This window comes from Amycolatopsis saalfeldensis (genome assembly GCF_900110575.1).
GTDB lineage: Bacteria > Actinomycetota > Actinomycetes > Mycobacteriales > Pseudonocardiaceae > Amycolatopsis > Amycolatopsis saalfeldensis.
Genome location: NZ_FOEF01000002.1, coordinates 283,648 through 300,017 on the forward strand (window position 1 = coordinate 283,648; position 16,370 = coordinate 300,017).

Consider the following 16,370-nt stretch of genomic DNA (forward strand, 5'->3'; position numbering starts at 1 on the left):
GCACGAGGGCCGCTCACTGCCTTCAGTGTCCCTAGTGGACGGTCGCGGGCGCTGGGGGCAGCGGCGAGGATCGCGCGTCGTCCGAGCGCTGGACCCGGAGGGCGGACGTCAAGGCGGCCAGCGTCAGCACCCCGAGGGCCGCGCTCACCCAGGCCACGCTCGGGAGCCCGAGGCCCGCGTTGATGGCCGTGCCGCCGAGCCACGGGCCGGCCGTGTTGCCGACGTTGAAACCCGCGGTCGTGCTCGCGCCGACCATGGTGGAGGTGCCGCCGGCCACGGAGTACGCGCGGACGTTCAGGGCCGGGTTGGCGGCGAAGCCGGCCGCGCCCAGCACGAGGACCGCGACCACGGCGACCACCGCGTTCGAAGTCAGTGCCAGCGTCGTGAGCGCGACGAGGGCGAGCCCGAAGCTGCCGTACAGCGTGGCGAACGGATGGGTGTCCGCGAGCTTGCCGCCCGCGGTGATGCCGATCAGCGCGCCGGCGCCGAACAGCCCGAGCACGAGCGGGACCTGGGCCGATGGCAGGCCGTCGGCAGTCGTGAGCAGCGGCGCGAGATAGCTGAACGTCGCGAACACCATGGCCTGCGAAAGCGCGATCACGCCCAGCGCCAGCCAGACCCGGCCGTTGCGGAACACGCTCAGCTCGGTCCGCACCCGCACGGCGGAAGCGTCCACGGCGGTGTGCGGCACGAACGCGAGCACCCCGGCCGCCGCCACCACGGTCAGCGCCGCCACCGCCCAGAACGCCGTGCGCCAGCCCGCGTGCTGGCCCAGCAGTGTGCCGGCCGGGACGCCCGCGATGTTCGCCACGGTCAGGCCGCCGACCAGCACCGCGAGCGCGCGCCCGCGCCGGGCCGCGGGCACCAGCGAGATGGTGGTCGCCGCGGCGACGGCCCAGAACCCCGCGCAGGCCAGCGCGCTCACCACACGGGTCGCGAAGAGCAGGGCGTAACCGGGGGAGAGCGCGCCGACGACGTGCGAGGCGCCGAAGACCACCAGCAGCGCCAGCAGGGTCGTGCGGCGGGGCAGCCGAAGCGTCCCCACGGCGAGCAGCGGCGCGCCGACCACCATGCCGACGGCGAACGCCGAGATCAGCAGGCCGGCGTCGGGGATGCTGACCCCGAGGTCGGTGGCCATCCCGGGCAGCAGCCCGGTGATCATGAACTCCGAGGTGCCGAGCGCGAAAATGCTCAGCCCGAGCACGAAGACGGCGAGGGGCACGGGTCTCCTCCTTGTGGATTGATTGGTACAAAATGAGCCCGGGTGCCATCAACGCTGATGAGCGGAAAGGGGTTTCGGTCAGCGGCGGGCGAGCGCGGAGACGGCGATGTCGGCCACCGCCGCCATCGCCGGGCGTTGCGCGCCGCGGCGCGACATCAGCCGCAGCCCGCCGACGGTGCTGTGCACGAACTGCGCGATGTCGGCCGGGTCCCGGTCGCGGGTGACGCTGCCGTCCGCCTGGCCGAGCCGGGCGTAATCGCCAAGGGCGGCAAGGAAAGCCGCCGTGTCCGTCTCGACCTTCGCGGTGACCTCCGCGTCGGCCGTGCCGAACTCGGCGATGGTGTTGACCATCAGGCAGCCGCGGCGGCCGTTGCCGAGTTCGTCCTCGATCAGGTCGGAGAGAAGCCGGCGGATCGCGTCGAGGCCGTCCTCGGCCTGCTCCAGTACCTCGGCGCGGCTGCGGGCGCCGCGCTCGGTGTAGTGCTCGAGCGCCCGCTGGAACAGGGCGTGCTTGCTGGTGAAGGTGTTGTAGACGCTGCTGCGGCCGAGTCCGGTGGCAGTGCACAGGTCCTGGGTCGAAGTCGCCTCGTAGCCGTGCGCCCAGAAGGCGTTCATGGCGCCTTCCAGCGCGACCGTCTCGTCGAACTCCCGTGGCCTGGGCATGCGGCGACCGTAGCACGTTTTGGATGGATCAGTACATAACGAGCCCGGCTCGCCGTGGGCCCCGCCACAGCGGCAAGATGGGCTGGTGGGTTACGACGCGTTGTTATGGCTTTCGTTCGGCGGCCCGGAGGGGCCCGACGAGGTGATGCCGTTCCTGGAGAACGTCACCCGGGGCCGGGGCGTGCCGCGCGAGCGGCTGCTCGAGGTCGCCGAGCACTACCAGCACTTCGGCGGGGTCTCGCCGATCAACCGGCTCAACCGCGCCGCGATCGCGGCCGTCGAAAAGCAGCTGGCGGCCGAGGGCGTCGAACTGCCCGTGCGCTTCGGCAACCGCAACTGGCACCCGATGGTCGAGCAGACGCTGGCCGAGATGAAGGCCGACGGCGTGCGGCGCGCGCTGGTGTTCCCGACCAGTGCGTACGGCGGCTACTCGGCCTGCCGTCAGTACGACGAGGACATCGAGCGCGCCCGGGCCGCGGTGGGCGAAGGCGCGCCGGACCTGGTGAAGCTGCGCCAGTTCTTCGACCACCCGTTGTTCGTCTCGGCGGTCGCGGACGCGGTGCGCGCCGCTCACGCGCGGCTCGGCGACCGGCCGGACGCCCGGACTGTGTTCACCGCCCACTCCGTGCCGGTGAGCGCGGACCGGGCCGCCGGGCCGCCGTCCGAAGGCGGTCACCGCTACTCGCAGCAGATCGCCGAGGCGGCCCGGCTGGTCGCGGCGGAGGCGGGGATCGCGGAGTACGACGTGGTCTGGCAGTCGCGTTCCGGCCCGCCGCAGGTGCCGTGGCTGGAGCCGGACATCGTCGACCACATCGACGCGCTGCACGAGCGCGGCGTCGAGTCCGTGGTGGTCAGCCCGATCGGCTTCGTCTCGGATCACCTCGAGGTGATCTGGGACCTCGACAACGAGGCCGCGGAGCGCGCCGCCGGGCACGGCATGGCCTTCGCCCGCGCCGCGACGCCCGATTCGGACCCCCGTTTCGCGGAGCTGGTGGTCGAGCTGATCCGCGAACACGTGGAGGACGCCCCGGCCCGCAAGCTTTCCGGGTTCCCGGTCGCGGGCTGCACCGTGAACGGCGCGCCGTGCGCGATCGGCTGCTGCGAACCGGCGAAACGCCCTTCGCCCCGCCCGGCCTGACCAGGGGCCGGCGTCAGGGGTGCCGGTCGCCCTGGTCGGCGAAGACGCGGACGGCCTCGTTGACCGCGGCGGTGCGGGCCGTGCGGACGGCGTCGGCCAAGGGGCGCAACGCTTCCGCGCGCTGGACCGCCGCGGAGGCGGACAGCGCGCCGCCCGGGTCGTCGGTGCGGGCGATGGCCAGGATGGCCGAGATCTCCTCGGCGCGCTGCAGCACGCGCAGCGAGCGCGCGGGCATCCCGGCCGGCCACTCGACCTGGGGCTGGGAGCGCAGGTGGGCCGACAGCTCGGCGCGCACGCTCGGCCGGTCGCTCGCCACGTCCAGGGTCTGCAGCGCGCCGGCGCTCGCGCGGATGGCGTCGGTGAGGCCGTGTTCGGCGTCGGGCAGCGACTGGTACTCCAGCGGGGCCGGCGCGCTCAGGGAGTAGACGGTCCAGCGCATCAGGCCCTCGGCGATCGGCTCCGGGACCAGGCCGAAGCCCAGCTCGGTGAGCACCACCGCGTCGCCGCAGCGCAGCGCCGCCTCGGTGAACGGGCCGCCGCCGCCGAGGCCGCGGACGTCGCCGGGGACCGGGAGCACCAGCTGGGCGCTTTTCGCGCCCTGCGCGCGCAACGCCATCATCAGCTGGACCGGGGTGGCCGCGCGGTTGAACGCCAGCGGCAGCTCGAACGCCTCCGCCGCGGGCGCGTCGGCGGCCACGACGTCGTGCGCCTCACCCCAGGCTTCGAGGGAGTCGAGCACATCGTCGGAAGCCGCGGCTCCGTTCAGCCACGCGGAGGACCAGACGGCGAGGGTCGCACTGGGACGGCACACGACGCCCTATTTTACCCGTCCGCCGGGCGGGCCCGCCGATCGCCCACGCTGGAGTCGCTCCACGTCGACGTACACCCGAACGGTAAGTAGCGTCGAGGGGGTGAACGCTGTTCCAGACGGTTTTCCCCGTACCGCCGGCGAGCTTCGCGCTGCCGGCCACGCGCCGCGCCCGATCGCGCGCGAGATCCACGACAACCTCCTCGAAGCCCTCCGTGACGGCCGCGACCCGTGGCCGGGCATCGTCGGCTTCTCCCGCACGGTCCTGCCGCAGCTCGAGCGCGCGCTGCTCGCCGGCCACGACGTCGTCCTGCTCGGCGAGCGCGGCCAGGGCAAGACCCGCCTGCTGCGCACCCTGGCCGGCCTGCTCGACGAGTGGACGCCGGTGATCGAGGGCTCCGAGCTCGGCGAGCACCCGCTCGACCCGATCACGCCCGCGTCCGTCCGCCGGGCCGCCGAGCTGGGCGACGAGCTGCCGGTGGCCTGGCGCCACCGCAGCGAGCGCTACACCGAGAAGCTGGCGACGCCGGACACCTCGGTCGGCGACCTGATCGGCGACGTCGACCCGGTGAAGGTGGCCGAGGGCCGCAGCCTCGGCGACCCGGAGACGATCCACTTCGGCCTCGTGCCGCGTGCCCACCGCGGGATCGTGGCGATCAACGAGCTGCCCGACCTCGCCGAGCGCATCCAGGTCTCCCTGCTGAACGTGATGGAGGAGCGCGACATCCAGGTCCGCGGCTACACGCTGCGGCTGCCGCTGGACGTGCTGCTCGTCGCCACGGCGAACCCCGAGGACTACACCAACCGCGGCCGGATCATCACCCCGCTCAAGGACCGGTTCGGCGCCGAGATCCGCACGCACTACCCGCTGGACGTCGAGTCCGAGGTCGCGGTGGTGCGGCAGGAGGCGAACCTGGTCGCCGAGGTCGGCGAGCCGCTGCTGGAGGTGCTGGCCCGGTTCGTGCGCAATCTGCGCGAGTCGCCGGTGATCGACCAGCGCTCCGGCGTTTCCGCGCGGTTCGCGGTCGCCGCCGCCGAGACCGTGGCCGCCGCCGCGCTGCGCCGGTCCGCGCTCACCGGCGAGGAGCCGCCGGTCGCGCGCCCGGTCGACCTCGACGCGGTGCCCGCCGTGCTGCGCGGCAAGATCGAGTTCGAACCGGGCGAGGAGGGGCGCGAGGTCGAGCACCTGGTGCACCTGATGCGCCGGGCCGTCGCGGAGACCGCGCGCGAGCGGTTCGCCGGGCTGGACCTGCGCCCGTTGTCCGACGCCGTCGCCGACGGGCACCTGGTCGCCACCGGCGAGCGCGTGCCGGGCAAGGACGTGCTCGCCGCCCTGCCGGAGCTGCCGGTGCTGCACGAGGTCGCCCAGCGGGCCGGAGTGTCCTCCGACGAGCCCGCGGGCCGCATCGCCGCGGCGGTGGAGCTGGCCCTGGAGTCGCTGTTCCTGGCCCGGCGGCTGGCCAAGGACTCCGACGACAACATGACGGTGTACGGCCAGTAATGCACCCGCCGACGTACTTTTTCCCGCGGAGGCGGCATTGACACAGCTTCCGGAGGGTTACGCGTACGGGCCGTGGCACGACGGGCCGGATCCGCTGGCGCCGCCGGCGGACCTGCGGGACGCCCTGGACGAGATCGGCCGCGAGGTGATGGCCGGCTCCTCACCGCGTTCGGCGCTGGAGGAACTGCTGCGGCGCGGCACCGAGCGCACGGCGGGCCTCGACGAGCTGTCGCGGCGGTTGTGGCAGCGCCGTTCCGAGATCCAGCGGCGCCACCGGCTCGACGGCACGCTGCAGGAGGTCCAGCAGCTGCTGAGCGAGGCGCTGACCGCCGAGCGCCGGGAGCTGTTCCCCGACCCCGACGACGAGGCGCGGTTCCGCGAAGCGCAGCTGGACGCGCTCCCGCCGGGCACCGCCGCGGCCGTGCGGGAGCTGAGCGAGTACGACTGGCGCTCGTCCGAGGGCCGCGAGAAATACGACCAGATCCGCGACCTGCTCGGCCGGGAGCTGCTCGATTCGCGGTTCCAGGGCATGAAGGAGGCGCTGCAGAACGCCGGGCCCGAGGACGTCGAGCATGTCAACCAGATGCTCGGCGACCTCAACGCCCTGCTCGCCGCCCACGCGCAGGGCGCCGACGACATCGAGGAGCGGTTCGCCGAGTTCATGAACCGCCACGGCGAGTTCTTCCCCGAGAACCCGCAGAACGTCGACGAGCTGATCGACGTGCTCGCCGCCCGCGCGGCCGCCGCGCAGCGGATGATGAACTCGATGTCCGCTGAGCAGCGCGCCGAGCTGGCGGAGCTGACCCAGCAGGCGTTCGGCGACCCTCGGCTGGCGCAGCAGCTTTCGGCGCTGGACGCGCAGCTTCAGGCGTTGCGGCCGGGCGAGGACTGGACGTCTTCGGAGCGCTTCCGCGGCCAGGACCCGTTGGGCATGGGCGAGGGCGCGCAGGCCATGGCCGACCTGGCCGAGCTGGACGGGCTCGCCGAGCAGCTGGGCCAGTCCTACCCCGGCGCGCGGCTGGAGGACATCGACCTCGAGTCGCTGGAGCGCCAGCTGGGCAAGGACGCCGGCGTCGACGCGCGGCGGCTGTCGGAGCTGGAACGGGAGCTGCGCCGCCAGGGCCTGTTCGAACGGGCCGCCGACGGCTCGCTTCGCTTGTCGCCCAAGGCGTTGCGGCGCCTGGGCGAGACCGCGCTGTCGGACATCGTGAACGCGTTGCGTGGCAAGACCGGCGATCGGGAGACCGAGTCGGCCGGCGCTGCGGGCGAGCCGACCGGGGCCAGCCGGCCGTGGCGGTTCGGGGACATGCAGCCGTGGGACGTCCCGCGGACGGTGCGCAACGCCGTGCTGCGGTCGACGTCGCTGGGCTCGGGCGCGGTCACCCTCGACGTCGAGGACGTCGAGGTGGTGGAGACCGAGCACCGGTCACGGGCGGCGGTGGCGCTGCTGGTGGACACGTCGTGGTCGATGGTCCAGGAGGACCGCTGGCTGCCGATGAAGCGCACGGCGCTCGCGCTGCACCAGCTGATCAGCACCCGGTTCCGCAACGACGCGCTGCAGCTGATCACCTTCGGCCGCTACGCGATGCCGGTGGACCTGCCGGAGCTGGTCGGGCTGGAGGGCACCTGGGAGCAGGGCACCAACGCCCACCACGCGCTGCTGCTCGCCGGACGGCACCTGCGCCGGCACCCGGACGCCCAGCCGGTGGTCCTGATGGTCACCGACGGCGAGCCCACGGCCCACCTGGAACCCGACGGCGAGGCGGTTTTCGACTATCCGCCGGACCCGCGGACCATCCACAAGACACTGTCCGAAGTGGACCGCCTGGCGAAGCTGGGCGCCTCGGTCACGGTGTTCCGGCTCGGCGACGACCCGCGCCTGGAGGCGTTCGTCGACGTGATCGCCCGCCGCTCCGGCGGCCGGGTGGTGGCGCCGGACGTCGACGGGCTCGGCGCCGCCGTGGTCAACGACTACCTCCGCACCCGGCGCCGGTAGCGCGGCGAATTCAGCGGCGGTGGACGACGATCCGCGCGCCGCGGCCCGGCACGAGCGTGATGTGCCGGGTCTTCGTCGGCTCGGGGCGCGGGTCGGCGGCCGTGACGCGGTAACGGGTGAACAGCTCGCGCAGCACGATCGTCGCTTCCAGCAAGGAGAATCCCGCGCCGAGGCAGCGCCGCGCGCCCCCGCCGAAGGGCAGCCAGGTGCCCGTTTCCGGGCCACCGCCGAGGAACCGCGTGGGGTCGAAGACCTCGGGAGACGGGTGGTTCGCGCCGTCGGCGTGGACCATCGAGATCGACGGCAGCACAGTGTGCCCGGCCGGGACGGTGTAGCCGCCGAGGGTGATGTCCTCGGTCAGGCGGCGGGCGACCTCGGAGATGATCGGGTGCAGCCGCATCGCCTCCTTCGCCACCGCTTCGAGGTACTTCTCGTCGCCCTCGTCCGCGGCGCGCGTGGTCGCGGCGGCCACCGCGGGGTTCCGCGCCAGCTCGTGGAACGCCCAGGCCAGCGCGGTCGCCGTGGTCTCGTGACCGGCCAGCAGCAGCGTGACCAGCTGATCGCGCAGCTCGGGGTCGGTCAGCTGATCGTCGCCGGGCACGGACAGCAGCCGGGACAGCACGTCGGTGCGGCCTTCGAGGTCCGTGGCGGTGCGCCGGTCCGCGATCTCCGCGTACAGCAGCTCGTCCACGCGGTCCTGGCGCTCGCGGTTGCGCCGCCACCGGCCGACCTTCTGCAGCGCCGGGCTGTGCCAGCCGAACAGGTCGAGCGCGCCGACGTCGACCACGTGCCCCAGCAGGGCCCGCAGCTCGTCCAGCCGCGGGCCCTCCGCGACGCCGAACACCACGCGCAGGATGATCTCCAGCGTCAGCGCCTGCATCCGGTCGTGCGCACGGAACGGGGTGCCCGAGGGCCACCGGTCCAGCTCCGCCGTGGCCAGCTCGGTGACCAGGTCGCGGTAGCCGCGCAGCGCGGCGCCGTGGAAGGCCGGCATGAGCAGCCGCCGGGCCCGCAGGTGCTCCTGCTCGTCGGTGAGCAGGACGGAGTGCTCGCCCATCACCGGCTTGAGCACGACGTTGCCCTCGCCTGCGTGGAAGGTCTCCACCGGGCCGGCGAACACCGCCTTGATCAGCTCGACGTCGCCGACGAGCACCACGTTGCGCTCGGGGTAGATCCGAAGCCGGAACACGGTGCCGTAGCGCCGTTGCAGCAGCGGCTGGAACACGTGGCGGAAGGCGCCGAACAAAACCGTCTGCACCACGACGGGCAGCCGCGGGCCGGGTGGCCGGGGCGACGTACGGGAACGGGACAGCGTCCGCAGGGCCATGCTGTTGTTGGTACTCGTGCGGGAACCCGGTGTCCACCGGACTTGACCCTCACGCGACGTGAGGCGCGATCGTCGTTCAGGACAGGGCCCGCAGGGGCCGGAAAGGCGGGGGAGATGGGCTACCGGGTGGGTGAGGTGGCGGCGCTGTCCGGCGTCACCGTCCGCACGCTGCACCACTACGACGAGATCGGCTTGCTGTCGCCGGGCGGGCGCACGTCCGCGGGCTACCGCCACTACAGCGACGACGACCTCGACCGGTTGCAGCGCATCCTGCTGTACCGGGAGCTCGGCTTCCCCCTCGAGACGATCGTGACCATGGTGGACGACCCGGGGGTCGACGCCGATGCCCACCTGAAACGGCAGCGCGAGCTGCTGGTGGAGCGGCAGGGCCAGCTCGGGCGCATGGTCGCGGCCGTCGATCGTGTACTGGAGGCGAGAGCCATGGGCAACGCGTTGACGCCCGAGGAGAAGTTCGAGGTGTTCGGCGGCTTCCGCGAGCCGGAGGGCTACCCGGAGGAGGCCGCCCGCCGCTGGGGCGGCACGCCGGAGTGGCAGCGCCGGACGCTGCCGGGGACCAAGCAGGAGTGGGAAGACGGCGAGGCCGAGCGCGTCGCGTGGGTCGGCCGGCTCGTCGCGCTGGTCGACGCGGGTTCGCCGGCCGACGGCGCCGAGGCGGGGGAGCTGGCGGAGGCGCGCCGGGCCATGCTCGGACGCGTCATGGGGGAGTGCGGCTACGAGGTGCAGCAACGCATCGGCGAGCTGTACGCCACCGAACCGGTCCAGCTCGGGTTCCTGATCCGGGAGGACGAGCAGCGGCCGGGGATCGGCGCGTACGTGCGTGACGCCATCCGGGCGAACGCGGCAAAGCACTGACCGCGGGGGAGCGGCGGGTCCGGCACCCGTCGCTCCCACCGGGTGGGAAAGCGTACGGCCGTCACGCTTACAGTCGGGGGTATGCAGACTTGGTCATCCGTCGACGTGCCCCGGCTTCCGGGCACCCCCCGCCCCCTCCGGCTCCACGACACGGCGACCGGGCAGATCCGCCCGACGGCGCCCGGTGCCACTGCCCGGATGTACGTCTGCGGCATCACCCCGTACGACGCCACGCACCTCGGCCACGCGGCCACGTACCTGGCGTTCGACCTGGTCAACCGGGTGTGGCGGGACAACGGCCACGAGGTGCACTACGTCCAGAACGTCACCGACATCGACGAGCCGCTGCTGGAGCGCGCCGAGCGCGACTCCGACGACTGGGTGGTGCTCGGGATGCGCGAGACGGCGCTGTTCCGCGAGGACATGACGGCGCTGCGCGTGCTGCCGCCGCGCCAGTTCGTGGGCGCGGTCGAGAGCATCCCGGAGATCGTCGAGGTGATCGCGAAGCTGCTGTCCAACGGCAGCGCCTACCGCGCCGACGACCCGGAGTTCCCGGACGTCTACTTCGACCGGGGCGCCACCGGCCGGTTCGGCTACGAGTCCAACTACGACGCCGAGACGATGAACAAGTTCTTCGCCGAGCGCGGCGGCGACCCGGACCGGCGCGGCAAGCGCCACCCGCTCGACGCGCTGCTGTGGCGGGTGGCGCGCGAGGGCGAGCCGTCGTGGGAGTCGGAGCTGGGCGCCGGGCGGCCGGGCTGGCACATCGAGTGCAGCGCGATCGCGGTCAACCGCCTCGGCCTCGGCTTCGACCTGCAGGGCGGCGGCTCGGACCTGATCTTCCCGCACCACGAGTACAGCGCGGCGCACGCCGAGGCGGTCGCGGGGGACCACCCGTTCGCCCGGCACTACGTGCACGCCGGGATGATCGGCCTCGACGGCGAGAAGATGTCGAAGTCGCGCGGGAACCTGGTGTTCGTCTCGCGGCTGCGCGCCGACGGCGTCGACTCCGGCGCGATCCGGCTGGCGCTGTTCGCCGGGCACTACCGCGAGAACCGGCCGTGGACCGACGGGCTGCTGACCGAGGCGCAGGAGCGGCTCGCCCGCTGGCGGGAGGCCGTCGCGCTGCCGGCCGGCCCGGACGCCACCGAGGTGCTCGCCCGGCTGCGCGACCACCTCTCCGACGACCTCGACACGCCGAAGGCACTGGCCGCGGTGGACGCGTGGGCGGCCGCGGCGCTGCGGCGCGACGGCACCGACACCGCCGCGCCCGCGCTGATCCGCACCGCCGTCGACGCGCTGCTCGGCATCCAGCTCTGAGCGACGCTCAGACCTCCTTTTCGAGGGCGGTGACCAGCCTGGGCCGAGACGGCTCCCAATCCAGGGTGTCGCGGGTGTCCGCGGAGGGCCAGCGGCTGGCACCGTCGCCCACGTAGCCGGACACGCCGGCGGCACGGGCGATCTCGATCAGGCCCCGAGGCGAAGCCGTAAGCACCGTGGGCTGCAGGCGGACGACGGTGCGGCAATGGCTGCGGCCCGCTTCGGCCAAGCGATCCCTCCGGGACCACCTGGCCGAAGCGCAGCTCTCACTCCGCACCATCCTCGGAACTGTATAACGACCTATACGGACGCCGTCCGGCGAGCATCAAGCTCTAAGTGGTCACCCTCCCAGTCCCGGCGCAGCCACCGGTCATGAGACGCGATGACGACCGCGCCCGGCGCGCTGCCGAGCGCGGCGAACATCTCCTCGGCCAGCGTCAGCGAGATGTGGTTCGTCGGCTCGTCGAGCAGCAGCACGTCCGGCGGATCGGCGAGCAGCACGGCGAGCGCGACCCGCCGCCGCTGCCCGACGGACAGCTCGCCCACCGGACGGCCGAGGTCGCGCGGCCCGAGCAGGCCCAGCTGGGACATCGGCGGGGCCGACTCGCCCAGCGCGGCGAGGTACACCTCGTGCGCCGAGCGCCCCGGCTCGTCGAACTCCACGTCCTGCTCCAGCATCCCGACCCGCACCCCGGGTCCGAAGTGGACGGTCCCGGCCGGCGGCGCGAGCCGGCCCGCCAGCACCGCCAGCAGCGTGGACTTGCCCGCACCGTTGCCGCCGGTCACGAGCAGCCTCGCCGAACCGGTGACGTCCAGCTCCATCAGGCTGAGCCGTCCCGGCACCTCGATCCCGCGCACCGAGATCGCGGGACCCTCGCCCGGCGTCCGCGTGGTGAGCGTGCCCCGGAAACGCAGGGGCGCGGGTGGCTTCCGCACCTGGCCGCGGGTCAGCTCGTCCAGCCGCAGCCGGGCATTCCGGATGCGGCGGGAGACCTGCTTTTCGACCCGCCCTCCCTTGCGGTCGTAGAGCGTCTTCGCGTTGTCCGGCTGCGGCCGGTTGTGTGCGACCCGGCGGGCGGTCACCGCCACCGACTGACGCAGTTCCTTCAGCTCGTCCTGCTCCTCGGAGTAGCGCTGTTCCCAGCGCGCTCGCTCAGCGCGTTTCTCCTTCAGGTAGTCGGTGTACGCGCCGCCGTAACGGGTCGCGCCGCCGGTGAGCCGGTCGGCCGGGACCGGGTCGACGATGCCGGTGCAGACCGCGTCGAGGAACACCCGGTCGTGCGAGGACAGCACGACCACCCCGGTCAGCTCGGCCAGGTGCTGCTCCAGGAACTCCATCCCGGCATCGTCGAGGTGGTTGGTCGGCTCGTCGAGCAGCATCGTGGCCGGCCGCCGGATGAGCAGCGCGGCCAGGCCGAGGCGGGAGCGCTGGCCACCGGACAGTGTGGACAGCCGGCGGCCGGGGTCGACGCCGCCGAGCCCGAGCCCGCCGGTGACCAGCTCGGCGCGCCGGTCGGCGTCCCAGAGGTCGTGCGCCTGGGCCCACTCCAGCACCCGGCCGTACTCCTCCAGCAGGGCCGGATCATCAGGCCGGTCGGCCATCGCGGACGTGAGCCGCTCCAGCCGGCCGGCGGCCGAGCGGATCTCGGCCAGCGCGCTGTCGACGACGTCGGCGAAGGTCGCGGTGCCCGGGAACGGCAGCTCCTGGAGCAGGAACCCGAGGTCGTCACCGCGGACGATTTCGCCTGAGCGCGGCACTTCGAGGCCGGAGAGCAGCCGCAGCAGGGTGGACTTGCCGGAGCCGTTCTCGCCGACGAGGCCGAGCCGCTGGCCGGCCGAGGCCGTCAGCGAGACGCCGTCGAGGACGGTATGGGTGCCGTAGCCGAAGACGACGTCCTTGGCTTGCAGGAAAAGAGACATGAGCGATCACCGGGCCTGGGATGGAAATGGTTCCCCGACGGGACTCTTGGCTCACGGGAGCGGATGGCTCGACCGGAGCGGCCTCGATGCGGGGAAGGGCTCGGTTCAGCTGTACATGGTGGCGACAGCCTAACGCGACGGCCGCCCGCTCGGTCAACCCGTTATTTCGCGGGCCGCTTCGTCGTCTCCGGCGAGCAGCGTGGCGGCCTCCTGGTCGGCCGCCGTTTCGCCGTCGGTCAGAAACGCCACCAGCGCGGTCAGCTGACGCCGGTCGAACGACGCCATCCGCTCGCCGAGCCGCTGGGCGAGCGGGGCGTAGAGGTCGGTCAGCTCCGCCATCCGGTCGGGCAGCGGGCGCACGCGCAGCCGCCGCCGGTCGGCCGTGTCGGTGGCGCGCTCGACGAGCCGGGCGCGCTCCATCCGGTCGAGCATCCGGGTGAACGCGCCGGTGGTCATCCCGAGCAGCCGGGCCAGCTCGGTGGGGGAGTCGGTGGCGCCGCTGTGCACGAGCTGGAGGCAGTGCAGCTCGGCCGGCGTCACGCCGAGTCGGTCGGCGACCGCGGTGTGGAAGCGCACGGTGGAGCTGACGAAACGGGGCAGCGCGAGCGCGGCGGCGGTGGCGAGTTCTCGCTGGTGGGGCAACAGACCGTCCTCAGGGCTCACGGGCGCAGTCGCTGCTTCGTGCAGTAACTGTCCGTGATGGTAGCGAAGCCGGTTGACAGCAGGTCAGGCGGCTGCAAACCTGAAGGAAGTCTTTCGAAAGAATCCTTTCAGGTATCGGAGCGAACCATGGCCGAGCTGCCCCCGCGCAAGCGCGTCGACGACGCCGAGCTGCTGCGAGCGCTGGCGCACCCGCTGCGGACGGCGCTGTTGCAGTACCTCACCGCCATCGGGCCGAGGACCGCGAGCGAGTGCGCGGACGCGGTCGGGTCCACGGCGTCCAACTGCAGCTGGCACCTGCGCCAGCTGGCGCAGTACGGCCTGGTCGAGCGCGCCGAGGGCGGCGACGGCCGCGAGCGCCCGTGGTCGGCCCGGCAGGTCGGCCTCGACCTGGGCGACTTCAGCGACGACCCGGTGCTGACCAGTGCGCAGCTCGCCGTCGTCGGCACGCAGCTGAGCCAGGAGCAGGAGCTGACCCAGCGGTACCTGGACTCGTTCGACGGGCTCGGCCCCGAGTGGCGCGATGCCGGCGGGATGACCAACTACACGCTGCGGGTCACGCCCGCGGAGCTGGAACGCCTGGTCACGGCGATCGACGCGCTGGTGCGCCCGTACGTCGGCGCGATCCGGCAGGACGCCCCCGACAGTGCGCGCCCGGTGCACATGGGCGTGCGCGCCTTCCTGCGGATCGAGCACGACGGGAAGCCGAGCGCGTGAGACAGCTGCTGGCGATTCCCGCCTTCGTACGGCTGTGGGTGGCGGCGTTCTTCGGCGAGACGGCCGAGTGGATCCTGCAGGTCGCGGTGCCGCTGTTCCTGTTCACCAGCACCGGCTCGGCCGTGGCAACCGGGCTGAGCATCGCGCTCGGTCTGCTGCCGACCGTGCTGCTCAGCCCGGCCGCGGGGGTCGTGGCCGACCGGTGGAACCGTCGCGCGGTGCTGGTCGTGGTGTGCGCGGCCCAGGCTGTGGTGGTGCTGCCGCTCCTGGCCGGCGCGGGGATCCCGGTCGCGCTGGTCTACGTCGTGATGGCGGCGCAGGCCGGGCTGGCGTCGGTCTTCGAGCCGGCCCGCAACGCCCTGGTGCAGGAGCTGGTCGGCCCGGGGGAGGTGACCGGCGCGATCGGGCTGATGAGCGTGAACGGCAGCGTCGCCCGGCTCGCGGGCGGCTGGGCCGGCGGGGTGCTGCTCGGCTGGGGCGGGCTGGAGAGCGTGGTGCTCGGCTACCTCGGCGCACTCGCGCTGGCGGGCCTGCTGCTGGTGCGCCCGTTCCGGCGCGTCGGCCCGGAAACCGTTGTGGCGACGGTGAAGGAGCCGGTGTTCAAGGCGTGGCTGGCGGGCTTGCGAGAGCTGACGGGTGACCCGCGGCTGCGCGCCACCGGCGTCGCCACGGTGCTCGCGGCCGTCGCGCAGGGCATGTTCCTGGTGCTGTTCGTGGTGTTCGTGCTCGAGGTGCTGGGCGGCAGCGAGGCCGACGCCGGGCTGCTGCGCGGAGTGCAGGCGATCGGCGGGCTGGCCGCGGGGTTCGCGGTGGCGACAGTGGCCCGTCGCGTCGCGCCGGTGCGGCTGCTCGCGTGGGGCTCGCTCGTGACCGGGGCGCTGTCCGCGCTGATCTGGAACCTGGCGTTCGCCACCACGGCACTGGGCCTGTACGTCGGGCTGTTCATGGTGGTCGGCGCGCCGGCCGTGGTGACCGGTGCTGGGCTGCTCTCGCACCTGCAGGGGGTGGCCGCGCCGGAACGGGCCGGACGGGTGCTGAGCACCGTGTTCGCGGTGATGGCGGCGGGCACGGCCGCGGGGGCGCTGCTCGCGGGCACGCTGGTGGTGGTCACCGGGCCCGCGGTGCTGCTGGACGTCCAGTCCGGGATCTACGTGCTCGCCGGGCTGGTGCTGCTGGGAGCGGGTAAGGGGCGGTTCCGGCGTTCTGCCGGCCCGGGAGTGGTTACGGTGGAGGAGTGCCGTCTCTCTTCGCCACCAGCGACCTCCATGTGACCCACGAAGGCAACGCGCCGATCGTCGACCGCGTCGTGCCCGACGCGCCGGAAGACTGGCTGCTGGTCGTGGGCGACGTCGCCGAACGCGCGTCGTCGATCCGCGACACGCTCGCCACCTTGCGCGAGCGGTTCGCGAAAGTCGTGTGGGTGCCCGGGAACCACGAGCTGTGGACCACGCCGAAGGACGAGGTCCAGCTGCGCGGGCAGGCCCGTTACGAGCACCTCGTCGAGCTGTGCCGCTCGATCGACGTGCTCACCCCGGAGGACGAGTACCCGGTGTGGGAGCACGGCGCGCGGCCGCTGACCATCGCGCCGCTGTTCGTGCTCTACGACTACAGCTGGCGCACCCCGGCCGCCGAGGGGAAGTCCCGCGAGGTCGCGCTGGCGCAGGCGCGCGAGGCCGGGGTGGTCTGCACCGACGAGTACTTCCTGCACCCGGACCCGTACCCGAGCCGGCAGGCCTGGTGCGCCGAGCGGCTGAAGGTCAGCACCGACCGGCTCGACGCGATCCCGGAAGACCACGGCACGATCCTGATGTCGCACTGGCCGCTGCACCGCCACCCGACGGCGCCGCTCTACTACCCGGAGTTCGCGCTCTGGTGCGGCACCACGGAGACCGAGGACTGGCACCTGCGCTACCGCGCCGAATTGGCCGTGTACGGCCACTTGCACATCCCGCGCACCACCTCGGCCGACGGCGTCCGGTTCGAGGAGGTCTCACTCGGCTACCCGCGCGAGTGGAGCCGCCGGGCCCGCGGCGCGGTCCCGATCCGGAAACTGCTCACGGCCTGACGTCCCTTCAACCGAATCGGCTGCGGTCCGCGTCCGCCTACTTCCGGTCGGATTGGCAACCGGGGAACCCCTTGGTACGCACGGTGCTCGGCGACGTTTCCCCGGCCACGCTCGGGGAGCTGTCGGCCGCCGGGCAGCTGACCGTCCCCGGAAACGACGG

The 16,370-nt window shown here is 73.1% G+C and carries 15 protein-coding genes; 8 read left to right on the forward strand and 7 right to left on the reverse strand.

Translation table 11 applies throughout. The features are described 5' to 3' along the window. Positions 1-31: 31 nt before the first annotated feature. Positions 32-1,222 carry a Cmx/CmrA family chloramphenicol efflux MFS transporter gene (locus BMY97_RS05405; RefSeq protein ID WP_091613394.1) on the reverse strand — a complete coding sequence of 397 codons (1,191 nt, stop codon included), beginning with the start codon at positions 1,220-1,222 and terminating at the stop codon, positions 32-34. A 78-nt stretch (positions 1,223-1,300) separates the two neighbouring features. After that, positions 1,301-1,885: a TetR/AcrR family transcriptional regulator gene (locus BMY97_RS05410; RefSeq protein WP_091613397.1), complete on the reverse strand. Its 585-nt coding sequence runs from the start codon at positions 1,883-1,885 to the stop codon at positions 1,301-1,303. Between the two features lie 85 nt (positions 1,886-1,970). Here BMY97_RS05410 and BMY97_RS05415 point away from each other — a divergent pair, with 85 nt between their 5' ends. After that, positions 1,971-3,023 carry a ferrochelatase gene (locus tag BMY97_RS05415; RefSeq protein ID WP_091613399.1) on the forward strand — a complete coding sequence of 351 codons (1,053 nt, stop codon included), beginning with the start codon at positions 1,971-1,973 and terminating at the stop codon, positions 3,021-3,023. A gap of 13 nt (positions 3,024-3,036) precedes the next feature. Here BMY97_RS05415 and BMY97_RS05420 read toward each other — a convergent pair whose 3' ends face one another. Next, the gene (locus tag BMY97_RS05420) at positions 3,037-3,834 is read right to left on the reverse strand and encodes a hypothetical protein (RefSeq protein ID WP_091613402.1); all 798 of its coding nucleotides are present in this window, start codon (positions 3,832-3,834) and stop codon (positions 3,037-3,039) included. A gap of 100 nt (positions 3,835-3,934) precedes the next feature. Here BMY97_RS05420 and BMY97_RS05425 point away from each other — a divergent pair, with 100 nt between their 5' ends. Beyond that, positions 3,935-5,332, forward strand: coding sequence for an ATP-binding protein (locus BMY97_RS05425; RefSeq protein WP_091613404.1), 1,398 nt, complete (start codon positions 3,935-3,937; stop codon positions 5,330-5,332). Between the two features lie 37 nt (positions 5,333-5,369). Further along, the gene (locus BMY97_RS05430; RefSeq protein ID WP_091613407.1) at positions 5,370-7,328 is read left to right on the forward strand and encodes a vWA domain-containing protein; all 1,959 of its coding nucleotides are present in this window, start codon (positions 5,370-5,372) and stop codon (positions 7,326-7,328) included. Between the two features lie 10 nt (positions 7,329-7,338). Here the strand turns inward: BMY97_RS05430 and BMY97_RS05435 are convergent, their stop codons facing one another. Then, positions 7,339-8,655 carry a cytochrome P450 gene (locus tag BMY97_RS05435; protein WP_091613408.1) on the reverse strand — a complete coding sequence of 439 codons (1,317 nt, stop codon included), beginning with the start codon at positions 8,653-8,655 and terminating at the stop codon, positions 7,339-7,341. A gap of 114 nt (positions 8,656-8,769) precedes the next feature. On the opposite strand from BMY97_RS05435, the gene BMY97_RS05440 reads away from it, so the two are divergent. Continuing rightward, positions 8,770-9,528: a MerR family transcriptional regulator gene (locus BMY97_RS05440; protein WP_091613410.1), complete on the forward strand. Its 759-nt coding sequence runs from the start codon at positions 8,770-8,772 to the stop codon at positions 9,526-9,528. 81 nt (positions 9,529-9,609) lie between these two features. After that, entirely contained in the window at positions 9,610-10,848 is a 1,239-nt protein-coding gene (gene mshC, locus BMY97_RS05445) for a cysteine--1-D-myo-inosityl 2-amino-2-deoxy-alpha-D-glucopyranoside ligase (protein ID WP_091613412.1), read from the forward strand. A 7-nt stretch (positions 10,849-10,855) separates the two neighbouring features. Here the strand turns inward: mshC and BMY97_RS05450 are convergent, their stop codons facing one another. The 3 genes from BMY97_RS05450 to BMY97_RS05460 form a co-directional block, all read right to left on the reverse strand. Next, entirely contained in the window at positions 10,856-11,077 is a 222-nt protein-coding gene (locus BMY97_RS05450; protein WP_143086126.1) for a hypothetical protein, read from the reverse strand. Between the two features lie 71 nt (positions 11,078-11,148). Beyond that, positions 11,149-12,768 (reverse strand): ABC-F family ATP-binding cassette domain-containing protein, encoded by a 1,620-nt coding sequence (locus BMY97_RS05455; protein ID WP_091613418.1) that lies wholly within the window; start codon positions 12,766-12,768, stop codon positions 11,149-11,151. A 153-nt stretch (positions 12,769-12,921) separates the two neighbouring features. Continuing rightward, positions 12,922-13,410, reverse strand: coding sequence for a MarR family winged helix-turn-helix transcriptional regulator (locus BMY97_RS05460; RefSeq protein ID WP_091613420.1), 489 nt, complete (start codon positions 13,408-13,410; stop codon positions 12,922-12,924). Positions 13,411-13,557: 147 nt separating this feature from the next. On the opposite strand from BMY97_RS05460, the gene BMY97_RS05465 reads away from it, so the two are divergent. The 3 genes from BMY97_RS05465 to BMY97_RS05475 are packed head-to-tail and all read left to right on the forward strand — an operon-like array spanning position 13,558 to position 16,210. Continuing rightward, the gene (locus BMY97_RS05465) at positions 13,558-14,145 is read left to right on the forward strand and encodes an ArsR/SmtB family transcription factor (protein WP_091613423.1); all 588 of its coding nucleotides are present in this window, start codon (positions 13,558-13,560) and stop codon (positions 14,143-14,145) included. Beyond that, positions 14,142-15,416 (forward strand): MFS transporter, encoded by a 1,275-nt coding sequence (locus BMY97_RS05470; protein WP_091613425.1) that lies wholly within the window; start codon positions 14,142-14,144, stop codon positions 15,414-15,416. The genes BMY97_RS05465 and BMY97_RS05470 overlap by 4 nt, the downstream gene beginning before the upstream one ends. After that, the gene (locus BMY97_RS05475) at positions 15,380-16,210 is read left to right on the forward strand and encodes a metallophosphoesterase family protein (protein WP_091613428.1); all 831 of its coding nucleotides are present in this window, start codon (positions 15,380-15,382) and stop codon (positions 16,208-16,210) included. The genes BMY97_RS05470 and BMY97_RS05475 overlap by 37 nt, the downstream gene beginning before the upstream one ends. Positions 16,211-16,370 lie beyond the last annotated feature (160 nt).

Coding starts and splice junctions, on each gene's coding strand:
- BMY97_RS05410 (WP_091613397.1), bottom strand. CDS start 1,885: ATGCCCAGGCCACGGGAGTTCGACGAGACGGTCGCGCTGGAAGGCGCC.
- BMY97_RS05435 (WP_091613408.1), bottom strand. CDS start 8,655: ATGGCCCTGCGGACGCTGTCCCGTTCCCGTACGTCGCCCCGGCCACCC.
- BMY97_RS05440 (WP_091613410.1), top strand. CDS start 8,770: ATGGGCTACCGGGTGGGTGAGGTGGCGGCGCTGTCCGGCGTCACCGTC.
- mshC (WP_091613412.1), top strand. CDS start 9,610: ATGCAGACTTGGTCATCCGTCGACGTGCCCCGGCTTCCGGGCACCCCC.
- BMY97_RS05455 (WP_091613418.1), bottom strand. CDS start 12,768: ATGTCTCTTTTCCTGCAAGCCAAGGACGTCGTCTTCGGCTACGGCACC.
- BMY97_RS05465 (WP_091613423.1), top strand. CDS start 13,558: ATGGCCGAGCTGCCCCCGCGCAAGCGCGTCGACGACGCCGAGCTGCTG.